A 17,561-nucleotide genomic window follows, 5' to 3' on the forward strand; every position below is an offset into this window, starting at 1 on the left:
TTTTAATTAATTTAGCACAAAGATACAAATTATTAAGCATAAACTTCAATTCAGGCAAAGGGTTTGCATCGAGAAGATTTTTATAACGGCACCATTTTTCATTTTGTCAAATGGATAAAAACAAAAGCCAGCTATTTAGGCTGGCTCAGTTAGCATATTCTTATTATCGCAATTAAAAAATTTTTTTATGGTATATTTTTATACACCTGTACACCGTCAAAACCCCAGGTACCACTCGAAAAGCCGCCATCTGGATAGGGGGCTTCTACGCCATTTGTTGCCGGAACAATGCTAATTGTTGCCTCATTTGGTGTAACATCGAAGTTTAATTCAAATATACCTTCGTATAGTTTCGTACTGTTTTTAGTAAGTGTCAAAGCATAAATTTCTTCATTTGTAGCCTTTTGGCCTACGGTATATTGCCCATCTTCGGTAGCTGTTTGTCCGTTTTTATATTCTTTTAGCAAGGTAAAACTATTATCTAAATCAAAGAAAGTAAATGTAAGGGCTTTAATCGAGTCGGCAAATGCTGGTGCCATAGTAGCTGTTGATTTCCATTGTCCGCTTATATCATCCGGATCTGGTTTTTCGGGGTCATCAATTATTCCATCGGTACAGCCTATAGCAAAGATAGCCATAAGAGCAAATGCCATTAACGGCAAAAAAAATCTTTTCATTTTATTTGATTAAATTGGGTTATGATGCTTACAAATTATAGTTGAAATAATACAGGTTCTTGCTTATTTGACCAAAGATGAATTGTTTTGTTTAATGCATCTCTCTGTTAATCAGTCAATTATTTCCGGATAGTTTTTTCCTATATCTCTTCAAAAAAACAGAAAGTCTGCAAGGTATAACCTTACAGACTTTCGTTATCTATTAAAACGTTGTAAACAAAGGTGCGCAGGGTTTAACTACGCACCCATGTTTAACATTCGTTTTATTGTTTCATGAACTTGTTGGTAATAACTTCAGTACCGTTGTTTAAGGTAATGTAGTAAGTACCAGCAGCGTAGTTAGCTACGTTCAATTTAACTTCGTTGTATCCATTAACAGCATCAACAACTTTAACGGCAACAACTTTTCCGGCTACATCGTAAACTGTGATGTTGATATTGCTAGTTTGAGTAGCAGTATATCCAACAGTCAAGTCAACTTTAGCAGGTACTGGACCAAGTTTTACGATACCGAAAGCAACTTCGCCACGGATTAAGGTAATGGTTCCAGCATCGTGGATTTGGCCATTCTTATCGTGCGATAGCAAACGGTAGTAGCTTAGGCCAGCAGGAGCGTTGGCGTGTAAGAAGTTGTAGTTGGTAATGGTAGCAATAGTACCTTGACCAGCTTGTTCGTTGATAGTGGTAAATACGATACCATCGGTCGAAGTTTGAAGTTCGAACGAAGCGTTGTCAATTTCGCTGGCGGTTGTCCAAGTCAAGAAGTTACCGTTGTCTTGAACTTCACCAGTAAAGCTTACTAACTCAACAGGAGTTTTAGCGCAAGGCTCTACATCTTCGTTTACATTGTAAATGTTGCCATTTACGTCTGTAATTGTAAAGTTAAAGCTTTCGCCGTCAGCTTTTTCGAAACTAAACATGGTGCTCATATAGTTGGTAGCACTAAAGTCGCCGGTAATACTAAACGGTGGTGTACCGCTTGTAATATTTACGTCAACATCATAAGTACCAACTTGTGAAGAGCCTACTGGAGGACAAATCACATCGTATTCAACTAACAAGTTTGTGCCCTGACCACCTTTAACGAATAAGGTAATATTTGCAGTTTTTTGCTGACCAATAGCGTCGCAAACTACATACACAACATTAACGGTTCCGGTAAAGTTAGGAGCAGGTTTGAAGATAAATGTACCATCAGCGAACCATTCAATTTCACCAATTGAAGGATCGATATCTTGCATACCACAAACAACGATATCTGTTCCGTTGTCGTTTGCCAAGATGTTCAAGTTAATCTGTTGACCTTGTTCGCTTTCGCCAGCATCGTTGTCAGCAGCTAAGCCGCAAGGTTCGCTTGGAATAGCTACAAGAGCAGGACCACCTTGACACAAATGACCGTCAGAAGATACATTGATTGATACTTGTGCATCAGCTGGGAAGGCTGTACCATCTATATTAGTAATATAAGCACAAGAAACACCACCATCTATGCTAAATATCGAACTTGAATTTTCGATACCAGCTTTAGGCCAGTTGATATCGTAAGCGCCGCTTCCGTAGAATTCAGGAGCACCACCCGAGATACAAACTTGTACTAAATAACCATTATAAACAACACCACCTACTTCAGTAGAAGCAAAACATTCGGCAGTTGCTGTTATTGAAACTGGGTTCAATACAGTAATTGCAAATGCTTGGCTAATAGCATAACAATCGTTGTCAGCATCACCTTCAATCCATGCGCCAGCGTTGTCGCCTACACTTGGAGCTGAAACTTGGCCTACATGATAGTTTACTACCCAAACATTAAATGAACCAGCGTTTTCAGTGCCATTGATGAAGTTGCCATCATCAGTTAAAGCAACGATAGTTCCATCTTCAGAAGTAATTGCAAAGAAGTTGGCATAACCAGCACCTTCATTGAAACCAACTAAACTAAATGGATCAACTTTAATTTGCTCTTCAGCACAGTAAACGAAGTCATTCAAGTTATTAGCCATTGGCGGGAATACGCCAAATACACCAGCAAAAGCGTTACAAGCAACAGGACATGGGTCTGGAGTGTCGCTTACAACAACAGCATCGGTACAGTTATTGCCAATATCATCAACATTAAAGCTAAACGGAGCACCGCTTGCGATAGGATCGCTTACAAATGGGTTGGCCATATTGTAAGAACCGCTACCACCGCTAATTGTGAAGCTAACGGTGTAAGCTGTGCCATCTTCGTTACAAGTTACAGTTAAGCCGTCAACCACTATAGGAGTAGCATCAACAACTGTAATTGTAGCAGTAGCAGTAGCCGAGCATTCGCCAGCACCAGCAGTGTAAGATACAGCAACATCGCCGCTATACAAGGCAGGATCAAATGTGCCATCCGAAGCTGCACCATTGATAGTAAACGAGCCACCAGCTGGGTTACCAACTAAGGTAATAGCTGCATCATCGCTACAAATACTTGCAGGAGCACCAACGATTTGAGCTGAAGAAACACCAGGTGTAACTTCAATTGTCATAGCATCAGAACCACCGCAGTAGTTGTTGTCGCTTGGTATTTCGTAAGTTACTGTGTAAGTACCTACACCAGCAGTAGCTGGGTTGAACGAAGCACCCGATAAACCAGCCGAAGCAGGTTCAACACTCCATGTGCCAATACCAGAAGTACCAGCAGCATAGTAAGCCGATAGATCAACTACACCAGCACTTTCGCATACAGAGATTGCATCAGTAGAAAGTTCTGCATTTTGAGCAGGTTTGATCTTAATAGATTTGGTACGTACAGTTTCATTATCATCATCTATGCAGTTCAAATCATCAGATTTGATAGCATCAATGATATTGTTGCCGTTGCCAGTTTCGTAGGTAACTTCGATTTCCGAGTAGTCACCAGCGAAGCCATTAGGAGCAAATACCCAGAATGGAACATCTTCTGAATCCATATTCAAGGTTACAGGAGGAGTATTAAATGGAGCCCAGTTTGGAACATCAGCAGAGAAGTTACCAACAGGAACACATTGTACCCAATCAAGATGAACATTGATGGTTACAGTATATTGTTCGGTCATCGGAGCCCAAGTGCGGCAAGTATCACCAGTGATGGTGCCATCTTGGTAGGTATCATTGTAGTTACCATTGTACAAGTGAGCCATTAAGTCGCGTACAAAGTAGCGAGTTTTTGACAATTCGGTACAATAGCCAACATAACAAGCACCGCTCGAAATTGGGCGTACATCTGATAAGCCATCAGTAACAGTGTAATCTAAGTAAGAATCGCTACCGCCATAGATATTGGTGCCGTTGCCAGTCCAGTTAGGCATAACTGGGGCAAATTCACCGTCCATACAAGCGTTCGGGTCATCTTTACAAGCAATACATGGGGTAGAGCAATCTTGCCATCCGTTGAAGGCAGGATAACCATAAGTATCAAGTTCGCTACCATTGTAAACTGGGTTATTGCCAGCATCGTTAGTAACACCTGCAACTGATGGATTAGTTTCGATAACGCCGTCTGCATTTACGCAGTTGTGGTCAGCATCATCAACCCATGGAGTATTGCCATTAAATACATAACCGATATCAGTACCTACATCGAATATACCGTTTCCGTTTACATCAATCCAAGTACCATCAACGTCACCCATTGGATCAATTGGGTCGTCTAAGTAATCTTCTAACTCGTCATCAATACCATTGTTATCATCATCATCATCGGCGCAACCAGCACCAGGTATAATGGTAACATCGTTAGTATTGTGGTGTTGAGTGAATAATACTTCAGTATCAGGTTGTTTGCATGCATCTGAACCGATGGTATATTCGTATGTTTGCGAATAAGCATCATCGTAGTCAGAACCAATTGTTACATTGATTACGTGACCAGTTGTAATGGTATAATTCGGAATGTCGTCAACGTTTGAAAGATCAAGTTCAACTTCATCCGGAACACCCATAGCATCAGGAGACATATAGCAGTTATAACCACCAATCGAGTTTGAATATTCGTAAATTTCTTCGCCACCTTCATATTCTACGCCATTACAGCCAGGAATAGTAAAGGCACCACCGTTATAAACGATTACCCAAGTTTCGCCATCTTCATCACCTTCTAAACAAGCAGCAGCTTCAGGAACTAACGAAATAATTACGCTGTTTGACATACGTTGTAGTGTACGCAAGTCACCTAAAGTGTTTTTGCTGTTTTGGATGGTGTCTATAGGAGCAGATGACATTTGTTCGAATGGACCAGCTAAAGTAAAGTCTTCGCTTGCTTCAACACAAAGAGGAGCATATTGGTCAGCACCAGTGCTAGCACCACCATCGTCAGCATTAGCATCGCCCCAACTCATAAACTCAACTTGTTCGCCGCTACAAACGTTGATAATACCAACACCAGCTGCGTTATCCGGAATGTTTAAGATTGGGAACCAACGAGAACCGCGGTTAGCAGCAGGACATTCGCTTGGACGTTCCCATGGGAATTCAGTTGCAGCTACATTTAAGTCGCCAGCATCCCAAGCATCGTTGTCATTCGAGTCAACATATAAGCCAGGTACAAAGCCAGAGCCAGGTACATTACCATAAGGGTTACCCATTGGGTCAATACCAGCATACCATGGGTAACCTGTTCCACAAACCATACCTTTGTATGGGTTAGGACCAAAGTTAGGAACGGTATATAGGTCATGTTTTTGGTTGTACCAAGTACCTTGGTCATCATCAAACACACCATATAATTGCATGTATTTACCTTCAGATACGTCTGTAGTAATAGGTTCGCCATCTGGGCCAATATAAGTAACATCCACCATTAAGGCGTTGGCAGGAGAACCACCATTGCCAGCATTCGGGCTGTTATCATCGTAGAATACTAAAGCATAACAGCTTAATTCGCTATCGGTAAAGCCTGAAAGCTCAATACCTTCGCAGAACGAGCAGGTAGCATAAGTATCATCCATATTGTTAAATGGAGTACCGTTGTTGTTTACGTAGTTGTAGTTTACGCAGTGGTCATCAATTGAAGCATCATAACCATAGTCGGCATAATGAATCTCAGAAATGATCGGATTGCGTTTGTTTTCATCTAAAGTAACAACGATAGTTGTATCAAACGAACCAGTTATTTCGGTTGGAGCGATGAATTGGGCTTCTTCGTCAATTAACTCAGTTAATACTAAAGTATCATTTTCGCAGAAAGCTTCAGCTACGGTAACTTTGCCAATTTGGTCTTCATACAAGTGGTTTTCACCCCAACGGTCATCAAGATCCATTAACATGGTCAAGTTCCAAGTAGCGTTAATTACAAAGCCACAGTCAGTCATGGTTTCGTAAGTAAACGGCAAGGTATAAGTTGGTTGGCCACAAGTAAAGTCAACAGGTTCAATGTTTGTATCAACCACTTGGCTTACTACAAACAAAGTACGGCATAGACGATCCATATATAAGATATCACCATCTGGGGCGATATAGTCATAATAGAATTCTTCTTGGCTATCCGGATGCAAGCCCCAGTTTAATAAACCAGGATTTGATGGGTAGCAACGATTGCCCGGAGTTGTGCAGTAGTTGCGTTCAGCATCTGTTACACCTTGTTGTTCCCAGCAAGTATTAGTCATACCAATCGAGCGGTTAGCACCGTCAATATCAACTACGTTTAAGTCCATAGTAATCATACCAGCAGCTGGGCCGTTGCAGGCAGTAAAGATACCAAGGTTAGTTTGGTCGTCTTTACCTGCATCGCTACCAGTTTTGCCTAATTCACCATCGGGGTCAATACCGTAACCAACTAATTGAGTTACGTTATTGTTTTGACGATAGTTCATAGACCATAATAGATCACTGATTTGCTCAGTAGTATAGTAGGCTAAGTCAGCAGGAGCTACACCAAGAGCTTCGCAAACGTTTACTAAGGCAACAGCCGAAGGACCGGTGCGAATATCAAATTCGGGGTCGTAAGCAATAGCACCGTAGCTAATACCATTCGAAGCAGCGTATAGGTCGCCAGAACCAGCAGAGATATAATCTACAGGAACAGAAACGCCAGCAATTTTACCATCACCACCTACTGTGAAACCACCAGCAATATAGTCGGCAGTTGAAGAAGATGGATTAGTAGTATTATTGCCACCATTTTGTAACGAACCAACTACACCACGCAATTGGAATGCGCCGTAAACGTGTCCGGTAGATTTACCAGCAGTTACAGGTGGGAAGTAGCCTTCTGTACCAGCTAATATACCATACTCATGACGTTCGTAGAAGAATAAGGCATAACAGCTTAAGTCAGTACCTTCAGCAGCAGTTAACTCTACAAATTCGCGTGGGTTAGAAGCATCGTACTCAATCTCTGTGATGTGAGCAGGTACTTTACCAGCTATAAAGTTAAAGCCGTTGTTGTTGTTACCTGGATCTTGGTTGCCATCGTCAATGTACTCAGTCAAATCAATTGAAAAGTCATCAGCAGATTGGCATACAAAGCCATAAGATTCAACATTTAATGGGAATGTATCATCAATTACCCAAACAATTTCGCCATCAGTTACATCGCATTGAGCATCACCTACAACATAGCTAACTTCTACTTTGCCAGCACAATCGAAGGTATAAGTAGTACCAGCAGCATCGTAAGCAACAGTAACATCAGTACAAGCTTCATTGGTATAATTAATTATAAAGTTACCACCTGGGGTAGCACCGCTTACTAAATAGTCGTTCAAATCTACAGTAGCGTCTAAGCAAATTTGACCATCAATATCAAGGTCAGCAGTAGCTTGAGAAATTACAGTAATAGTGAAAGAGCCAGTAGCAACACATGTAGTACCAGTTGTGTAAGTAATAGCGTAAACACCATCGCATGATGGGCATGAAGCCGCAGCAACGTTCGGATCAAATACATTAAGACCTATAACACCTGGGCCACTGAATGTACCAGCAGCTTGACCTTGTGGAGTTTGAACAAATTGGTTTAAGTTAACCAAAGCATCTGAGCATACACTTACTTCAGCATCAGGTATTGTAACAGATGGAAGAGCAACTACATTAATGATTGACTCTTCGGTAGTAGTACAAGTACCATTTGTTACAGTATGTGTAATGGTATAGTTACCAACCCAGTCAGTTGGGATAACAAAATCGTTACCAGATACCATAACTGTTTGGCCAACACCAGCATTGATAGTGGTTGTACCAGCATTATCCGGAGTAATTGTTAAGGTTGAACCAGCGCAAATTGTAGGAGTGCCGTTGTCTGTGAAGTCAGCACTTAATACGCGGTCAATATAAACAGTACCCATATTGGCATCGTTACCACCACAAGTAGGCGAGTTGCCTAATGCATAGTAGATAGTAACCGGAATTTGCATAGAATAACCTTCAGCATTTGCTAAATCGTTATCAGCAGCATCAGAAGCAGCAACAGCAGCTTGCCAAGCGGTGTAAGCACCAGGCACATCACCACAAGTCAATGGATCGGCGTTACAAGCAGCAACAGCAGCATTGTATGCAGCAAAAGCAGCATCTTCGTCAGCTTGTGCAGCAGCAGCAGCAGCTTGTAGTGCAGCTAATTGGTTATCAATAACCTCGTCAGCAGCAGCAATAACATCACATACGTTTAAGATATCGCCACTTACTAAGCCATCAAATGGGGCCATAGCATAGAATTCACCACCGTTTTTATCTGTACCAGCCGAGAAGCCAGTAGTCAATAAGGCAGTTAAGTCATAGCCACAGTTTGTACCACTCCAATCGCCTTCGCAAAGGGTAGCCTCACCAAGTGTGCCGTTAAAGCTATTGTTAATAAAGAAGTCGCCACATTCTGTATCTTTAGCTGTTTCGTCTTCAGTTAAAACGCCATCGCCATTTAGGTCAATAGCATCGCAACCATAAACTGTGTGGCAAATTTGAATTTCGGTAAATTCTTCTAAGCCTACAGCATTAAATACATCATAAGGACGCCAAATTGTTTCGCCATCTGGGTCAACCCATTCTTCTACTGCAGTATAAACACCACCTGAAACGTCTTTGCCAGTATCGGCACAAGCATCGCCATCGCCATCGTAAGGCAACGAAATAGTGTTTAAGGTATTACCTTGATTGCTAGTAGTTTCTGAAGAAGTGAAGGCATCAAAATCATCAATTTTGTAATAGATGTAAACGCGCAACGAAACTTCAAAATCATCAGCATGCGATAAAGCAGTATAAGTAAAGGCTGGGCTAGCACCTAAGCAGTTGCTAAAGTTCAAATCGCCAGCATCTACAAGATTAGTTGGGTCAAATACAAATAATGGATTTGCACATTGGCCATTTTGACCAGGAGTAGCTGGGTTGTTATCAAACACAGTGCAGTTTTCGATATTTGTAATGTCAAATTTATCGTTACCAGCACCACCAGGACCTTGGTTGTCGCCAATATCAAAAATATTATTGCCAGAAGGATCTGTTACAAATAAATGATCTACATCACCTTGGAATTGCTGATTATTGCAATCTGTGTAAGAAACATACACTTTGTAGTCAATAATAGTAGCTTGAGGTGGAATACCAGTCAAGTTAACTGTAACTACGGTAGGTATGTTTGCATTACCGCAAAGGGTTTCAGTTTCATCAAATATTACATAAGGATTTGTGCAAGAGTGGGCAGTTAGGTTGTAAGCACCTGTTAAGTCGCGGCTATTGGGGCAGCCATCTATGTAACCAGCTGTGGTTTCAGTACCTTGACCTTCGCAAAGGATATTATCCAATGGTGGGCAGTTGAAAGCAGCATCCGGAATAGCGTGAACATTAATAGTAATAGTTACAGGATCAACGATAAAGGCGCCAGTACAAGATGCATAGCAAGTTGTATTTACTGGACCATCAGGTGTTCCGTCACCATCCCAGTCGCCATCAAAACCTACTACATAGCAAAGTGTAATACTTTCAATACCATCAACATCGTCAACTAAAATGGCGTTGCCATCCCAGTCGTAAGCGTTGTCAAAGATATTGTTGCCAAGATATTTGTGGTAAGCAACGATTTCGCCGTTGTTTACTTCAGGAGCAGAACCACCGGTAATTACCCAGTATCCACCAGGAGTACCAGTAACAAACTGATCTAAGTCTTCAAGGTAGGCATCGCCTTCAAAGAAGTCAAATACATCTTGCGAAACAGTATTGCTTACTACAGGGTAAACAGTGATAGCATGTGTATCACATTCTTTAGCCGAGCAGTCGGTAGTATTTTCGCCAGTACAGAAAGTTAATACATAAGTCGTAACTTCGGTTGTAGCGCTAAAGTCAATAGTAATAGTACCAGCAACGGCATCCCATACAAGGCCAGGACCAGCCGGGGCGATACTTGCACTTGAAACAGCAGTATTATAACCAGCACCTACAGTAACTACTACAACGCCATCACCAGCGCAAGCTTGTTCTGGAGCATCGGCGATATCAGCAACACCACCGCGAACCAACGAAACTACTTGCTCTATGATAACTTCGCACTCGAAACCAGGTACGCCACCAGGTGCATTAGCGCCTGTAAAGCGGAAGGTAACTAAGCCCATATCGGTTTGGCCAGGAGAGTAAACGCCAGTTGTGGCATCAACGGTACCTGTATTACCCGCATTTTGGCTGGTAATGCTAAAGCTATAGCTATCGAAAGCGGTTAGGTTAAGTTCGGTGCCATCAGAGGCAGTAACAGTAACCCAAGCCGACAAGTCGGTAGTATTATTAGTGCTTACACATTCAGGAGCATCAAAATTAGTGATAGGCGAATCAACGATGGTTAATACAGCGCAATCGCTGTCGTAGCAACCACCAAAGTCAGCTACTAATTGATCTACTGGGAATGGAACAAGGCTGCAAACATCCCAAGAATCGTCTGGACCAACAGCAGGAGGCATATCTTCGAAGTGGAAGAATTGGTTGGTAACTGTATAGCTGTCAATAATAGAAACTATTATTGAGTCCAAAGTAGGATCGCTAACAGAAGGTAGAATTTGTATTTCAGTATAGTAGAAGTCACTACCACCAACACTTAATAATTGCATTGGGTCAATGTACTCGTATTCGTTTTCGCCACATGGGTCGGCGCAAGGATCTGGGAAGCCAGGTGGAACTAATGTTGCACCACCGCCTGGGAATATAGTATAAGTTCCAGGAGCAGCTGTGAACGATTGGGTATCAATATTAGCTGTAGTAATTTGAACCATATAACCATTTGTATTAGGATATAATGTTTCAAGGTCTTCATCATCAACTACGCCATCGTTATTAGCATCCGGAATAATACCGGCGGCCAAAGCATAACCACATTCGCTGTTCAAAATAGCCAAAGCTTCGGTATCGTCAATAATACCATCTAAAACGCCGTTGCCATTTACATCTTCACCTGGATCGCAAACACCATTTTGGTTAACGTCTTCGCTGTCAAGGTCAAAGTCAAAAATATCAACATCGCCGTCGTTGTCGGTATCCCAATCTGGGCAACCGAATTCGTAGCAAACATTAATAGTAAATGGTAAATTGCCATCGGTGTCGTAGGTAAGGATTGTGCTGTTTTGTTGAACATCACCACCTAAAATGTCAGCACCATCTGCATCGGTTGCACTTGTTACATTGAAAGTACCACCTTGAACAGTAGTATTTTCCAATAATACGTTAAGGTCAACCATACCAGTTTCGTCTGTACCCATAGCGCATAATGCACGGTCGTTAATAGTAGCATCAACGTCGTTAACTACGGTTACAGTGAAAGCATAAGTAGCCACACAGCTTGGGTAACCAACTTCAACCATAATGGTATGAACGCCTAAGCCCGAAGCACCTGTTGGAGGTGTGGCAGTAGCGCCAGCACCAGGAGGAGCTGGATCGCCAGGGTTGTAGGTTGGGTCAAAGAAACCAGCGCCGGTACCGTCGCCGCTTGAAACAGCAAAATTATTACCGTCGTTTAAGTCCCACACACCAGGACCAGACCAACGAATGAAGAAGTCTTCTTCGTCAATTTGGGTATTAGCGTCAAATATAGTTTCTAAAGCATCGAAAGTATTTAAGATATTAGCAATATCAGCTAAGTTAAGTTCAATACCTTCAGTGCTCGAACATACTACTTTAGGAGCAGCAAATACTGGGTTAAATTCCGGATATACGCTTACTAATTGGTCAGCACAAACAACACAGTTGTCGGCGTTTGGATCAGCACATTCGTCAAAATAACCTGGGCGGTCGCCATACTCAAAACAGTAAGATACTAAGTGTTGACCAGGGCCAGCATTGAACGGATCAAATACGGCTGTTCCGTCGCCATTATTAACTAAGGCGGGGTCAAAAGCATCGTTGTTAAAGTAGAAAGTACCTACTTGAGCGGTTTCGGCAACAGGAGGCAATGGAGCAACTGGGCCAGGACCAGGACATCCGGGAATTGGAGCACCAGAGAAGAATCCAATACCAGTATCGTATTCAGCTTGGCATTGTGCATCCCAGCTAAAAGTACCGCAGAATGGGTCTTCCAATGTGATGATATTAATGTAGCAAGGATCGGTAAATGAATAAACGTTACCGGTTTGCCAGTAATCGTCATCGGTATTGCCATCGGGGCCTTGCGTACCGCTAATCAAGAAAGAGTCTGTACAGTCGCCGGGGCAAGTATTATTGGTTTCGCCGCAATCGCAAACGCCGTTACCGCAGTTAGCACCTATATCAACAGGGCCTAAGCCTGGGCAAAGAGGTAGCGGGTTGCCAAATAAATCTGTACCTGAGTTATACTCACCTTCGCAAATACTATCCCAAATAAAGAAGCAGACCAAATCAACAACTAATATTGATTGGTAGCAGGGGTCGCTTAATGGATAAGCACCACCACTTTGCCAGTAGTTAGGATCAACTAAAGACATACCGCTATCATCTGAACCGGGGGCAATGCCAGTATCCGGACAGTCGAATGGGCAAGTAGTAGCATCTTCGCCTTGGGCTGGTTCGCAAATACCGTTATCGCAGTATTGTACAAATTTGGTAAAGCCAGCTTCAAACAAAGCTTCGTCATAAACGATGCTTGTTGGGTCGTTTTGGCAGAATTGGTCTAATAACCCAGTAAAGTCGGGATCTGGTTCGTCGCAAACACCGCCTACAACTGCACTGCAACCAGCAGCATCTGTAACGGTTAAGCTCCACGATTGAGCATCTACAACGGTAACATTCATTACGTCAAATATTGAAGCATTGAAAGTAACACTACCAGTAGCATCGCCGTTAAAAGTAGCCACATTACCTGTTAAAATATTAGTTAAGGTAACACTGCTTACGCCAATACCAGTTATGTTATAGCTGGCAACGCCACCTACACCACCTGGGTTTGAAGTTTGGCTACCGCCGTTATCTATACCAACACATTTAGCAAAGGTTTCCAAATCGCCACCTTTAAGGTTAGCAACCTCAGCAGCCAATACCGAGCCACCTGTTAAAGTAACTTCAACGGTAAACTGTGCATCGGTGCCATCAGTGCCATTGTTTAAGCAAGTGCAATGGCCTTTGGTAGCAGTGATGGGGTCTAATAACATGAATGGAATAAACGAAGTAGTATTACAGCCATTGGGCGCAATTAAATCGGCCGGATTAGCTGGGGTAAAGCTATAGCTGTCATCGAAAGTATAACCTACGGCAAAGTAAAGTACGTTGCTCGACAAGCCACCACCAAAAATACCACCGTTTTCGCGGGGGTTATTAATAGCGAATGGGCCAATTTGAGGAGCGCTTGAATTTGCATCTAAATCATCTGCAAAGAACAAAGTACCAACGTATAAAGCTTGGTTGGCAGCGTTCAACAAATCGAATGGGTTATAGTTGCCGGCAATAGCCACGTCAACACCATAACCACCAACGCCATTGTTATCTTGGTCGGCCAAAACGATATCGCTTTCGCCAACAATATCAATGTTTAAAAATTCGTTGTTGCAAATTACGTTGTCATCTAATACGATGTCGCCAGCTAAGCCACCTGGGTAGCAAGCTTGGTTAGTTACATCAAGGTCAAATACCATAGTAATAGGTGTACCGGGTATGGCAACTAATACAGTACCGCCATTGGGGTTAGCCGCTAAAATAGTATTTAAGTTAATAGATACTGGGGTATTGTAAATATTATCGGCACTCATGCCAATATCGTCATCGGCACCAGGTTGGCCAAAGCCAGCACATAGTGCGTCAAAAACAAATGGGTTGCCGCCCAAAGCACTACCGCAGTCGTCTTCAAAACCAACTACTAGAATAGTTGAGTTTGGCAAATCGGTAGCTGACAATGGGTCGTTTACGCCATTAAACAAGGTAGCTGTTGGGTACGCTTGTTGGCTTGGAATAGCAGGAGGTACTGGGAATCCATCGTCATAATGCACCGCACTAAACTGGCTGTTAAACGGAGCAGCAGATGAAATACCAAAGGTTAGGTCTAACATTACGTCTGCAAGACCTAAGTCGTTACCGGCGTTGCCGGCACCAGTATTGTACTGTACGCCTACAAAGTCGAAGTTAATAGCAGCGCAGTTTGAGGCTACGCAACCACCTGCACCAGCACCGCCGGCCGAGCCGCAGGCATACGGAGCAGCAGCTAAGTTGCCAACTAAATAGTTAAAGTTGCCGCCCAAAGGTGGGGCTAAGTTAAGGCCGTCGGCATCGTTACCAAGGTGTACGTTACCAACACCAATGCCGCCACCCCAGCCAGATACCGCAACAATATACTGGGTACCGTTAACAGAGTTAAACGAAACAGCCGAGTTAAATCCGCTGCTTGTACCACCTGCATCGTCGTCGCAGGCAGCTACTGAAACAGTGGGGTTACAGGGATCGGCAGAAAAATCGATGGCGTGAACCTGTAATACGTGGTCGCCGTTAGCTGCGCCGCTGGTGGTAAGTGTGGTTACAGTACCGTTACCAACAAACGAGAACACATCAATAGTGGTACTCGGAATGCCACAATTAAAGGCTGGCAAACCGGCGGCACCCATACTGGCAAACCCGGGTGGGGTTACGCCCGTATTAAAGGCCACACCAGCAGCCGGCGACGAGCCGCACAACTGTTGTGCCGAAGCAATAGCTGTCAACAATGGAGTAGGAGGACAAGCACCTGCACCAGAGCAGTCGTCGATGTCTGCCTGCAAGTTTAACCCCATACCCATAGTTGCAACTACAAGTAAAAGAAATTTAATTAAGTTTTTGTGCATAATTATACAATTAATTAAAAGATTTTTTTTTAAAAACATTAGTTTGTTAATAAAACATTAGCGTTTAAACACATAAAAATAAATAAGCAATAAACGGATTATTTATTGCTATTTATTTTTCGTTACCTTGAATTAGCACTTTGTGCGATTTCATAACACCATAGAAAGCTTCTTTGTCAAAGTTGTTTTCATCAATTTCATAACTTAATTGATTGTTTACAACTTTAGCCGACTTAACGCCGGTAACTTTGGCAAAAGCAGCTTCTAAAGCGGCCTCTTTGCCTTTTGCGTTTGTTAAGTCCATAACCGATTGGCCTTCGGCAACTTGGCCGGGTTGTAGCACAACGGTGTAAGGATTAACTGGGTTTGCAGCTTGTTTAGCTTGAATAGTAGCCCAATCTTCGTTGCCAGTAACTTTTGTCCAAACGCGGTTGCCGTTGGCATCAACGTTTTGGTAGTACTGGGTAGGCTCGCCTTGGGGGGTAGCGGCCATTTGGGTTTTAGTGTCAGCAGATTTTTGCTGATCCTTTTTGTACTTGGGCGTAGTTTTAATCCACTCTTCGTGGCTTTGCCCATTGGCAGCTTTTTGGTGCATTAATTGAACGCTGGGGGTGTTGCTACCTTTTGTACGCGCAGTTTGCGCAGTAAGAAACACCGAAATGCCAGCAACCAACAAAACCAAAACTGCTGCTAAAAACAGTTTGTTTTTCATGTGGTACATAATTTGGTTAACAAGAATATTCAAAATTAAAAAAAATAATTAAAATAGAAAATACATAAAAATGTGGCTATCAAGACTTTAGAATATAGCAACAAGATATTTTGTTTTTTGTAGAAATTTAATTGAAAGACAAGAACAAAAGCATAAAACTTAATATGTATTTGAGTGTGTTTAAATGCATTACACAATTTGGCATATAAGCCGCAAAGTAACGCAGAAAATTTGAAATTTCGATGCGTTTTCCTATTTTTTTTTGTTTATAGTTAAAAAAAGATAAAAAGTAGTGCGGGCTTGGTGGTTAAAATAAATTGTATAAATATTTAAGTGTATTATTGGCAATAATATTATTATGTATGCAACGATGGTAAATTATAATAAAATGGTTTGTATTTATAAAAAGTAAACTGCCATAAAACTACAATTAACGGGTATTTAATTATTAAAAAAGTTTAAATTAACACTATTGCATTTTTATTAGTAGTTTGACTGGACTTCAGGTTTAAATTCTGAATAAATTTTGAAGAAGAAATGGGTGCAATCCTTTGCTGGATAAGGAAATGCAAAGATAATACCATTTTTGGAATTTTTTAAAAAAAGAGTAATTTTTTTTCGTTTGCGCCTATATTTTTGCTTTGACAAAATAAAAACTGAAGAATCAAAATATAGGTTTTAAAATTAATAGCCACAAAATTAATACCAAAAAAACTGCCGCAGCTACATTTATATTATACCTGCTCAAGAAGGTTAGGTGCTGAGGCTAAAAATAAAAGGCAAAACACAAAACTATGGTGCAAATTAGGCAAGTAAATATCAATTTTTATCTGTGCAAACCTGTAATATCTCTGGTTGCGCAGCAAAGAAGAGAGCACCTTCGCAAAATAATTTTATACTAAACTATTTTATTATTTGTTTTGATGCTATCTTATATAACTAAGAGCCTGTCTAAATTTTATTTTCTAATTCTATTAAGCATCAATTTTATCATGGCAAGTTGGATCATTGTCTGGCTCGTTTCGGTTTGGAACTCAAAGTCTTTACTCAATCTTCGATAGCTTTCGAGCCATGCAAAAGTTCTTTCAACAATCCATCTTTTTGGCAATACTTCGAATTTCGAGGCTGTATTCGATCTACTTACAACCTCAACCACCCACCCAAACGTTTTGCGGGTATTTTCAATTAACTCGCCTCTATACCCGCCATCAGCTACTATCTTTACCAATCTGCAAAACCTGCCTCTGAGGTCAGCTATAACCATTGGGGCTGATTTACTGTCATGCTCATTTGCCGCATGAACCACAACCGCTAAAAGTAGTCCCATTGTATCTACAATAATATGCCGCTTTCTGCCTTTAACTTTTTTACCCCCGTCAATCCCTCTGCACAAGCCTCCGACGCTTGTTGTCTTTACGCTCTGGCTATCAATTATACCAACACTTGGCGATGAAGCCCTGCCTGCTTGCTTTCGAGTCTTATCCCTGAGTATTTCATGGATGAGTTCTATCGTCCCATCCTTCTTCCACTTGGTAAAATAGTAGTAAACAAGCTTCCATGACGGAAAATGGAACGGCAGCATGCGCCATTGACAGCCAGTTTTAAGCAAATAGAACAGCGCATTAAAAATTTCTCTTAAACTGTGTTTTCGTTTCCGTTTGTCGTCTAAAATGCCTAATATTGCACTCCATTGACTATCGGTGAGACTGCTTGGGTAGGTTTTCATTTTACTTTATGTGTTTGATTTTCATAAAGCTATGAATTATTATTTAAACGTCAAACTGATAGTCTTTTATTCACATCTCTTTTAATAACTTTTTTCCTATCAATTTTTAGGACTGGCATGCCAATTTTTAATTTTTAGACAGTCTCTTAAAATATCGTTTTGTTTGGCAAAGATAACTTATTTTAACTACTATTAGGACTTCCATCCTGCCAATAAGTAACAAATTACGACAAGGAAATAAATTAAAAACTAGGACGAAG

The 17,561-nt window shown here is 41.6% G+C and carries 4 protein-coding genes; all 4 read right to left on the minus strand.

The window, feature by feature from the left end:
- Positions 1–185: 185 nt before the first annotated feature.
- The 4 genes from IPI59_04770 to IPI59_04785 all read right to left on the minus strand — a co-directional run bounded on the left by IPI59_04770 (position 186) and on the right by IPI59_04785 (position 17,301).
- Positions 186–677, minus strand: coding sequence for a hypothetical protein (locus tag IPI59_04770; GenBank protein ID MBK7526862.1), 492 nt, complete (start codon positions 675–677; stop codon positions 186–188).
- A 263-nt stretch (positions 678–940) separates the two neighbouring features.
- Positions 941–14,863, minus strand: coding sequence for a T9SS type A sorting domain-containing protein (locus tag IPI59_04775; protein MBK7526863.1), 13,923 nt, complete (start codon positions 14,861–14,863; stop codon positions 941–943).
- Positions 14,864–14,975: 112 nt separating this feature from the next.
- On the minus strand, positions 14,976–15,608 hold the full coding sequence (locus IPI59_04780) for a hypothetical protein (GenBank protein MBK7526864.1): 633 nt from the start codon (positions 15,606–15,608) through the stop codon (positions 14,976–14,978).
- Between the two features lie 925 nt (positions 15,609–16,533).
- Positions 16,534–17,301: an IS5 family transposase gene (locus IPI59_04785; protein MBK7526865.1), complete on the minus strand. Its 768-nt coding sequence runs from the start codon at positions 17,299–17,301 to the stop codon at positions 16,534–16,536.
- Between the last annotated feature and the right edge of the window lie 260 nt (positions 17,302–17,561).

It is taken from the genome of Sphingobacteriales bacterium (genome assembly GCA_016706405.1).
Classification (GTDB): Bacteria; Bacteroidota; Bacteroidia; order Chitinophagales; family UBA2359; genus BJ6.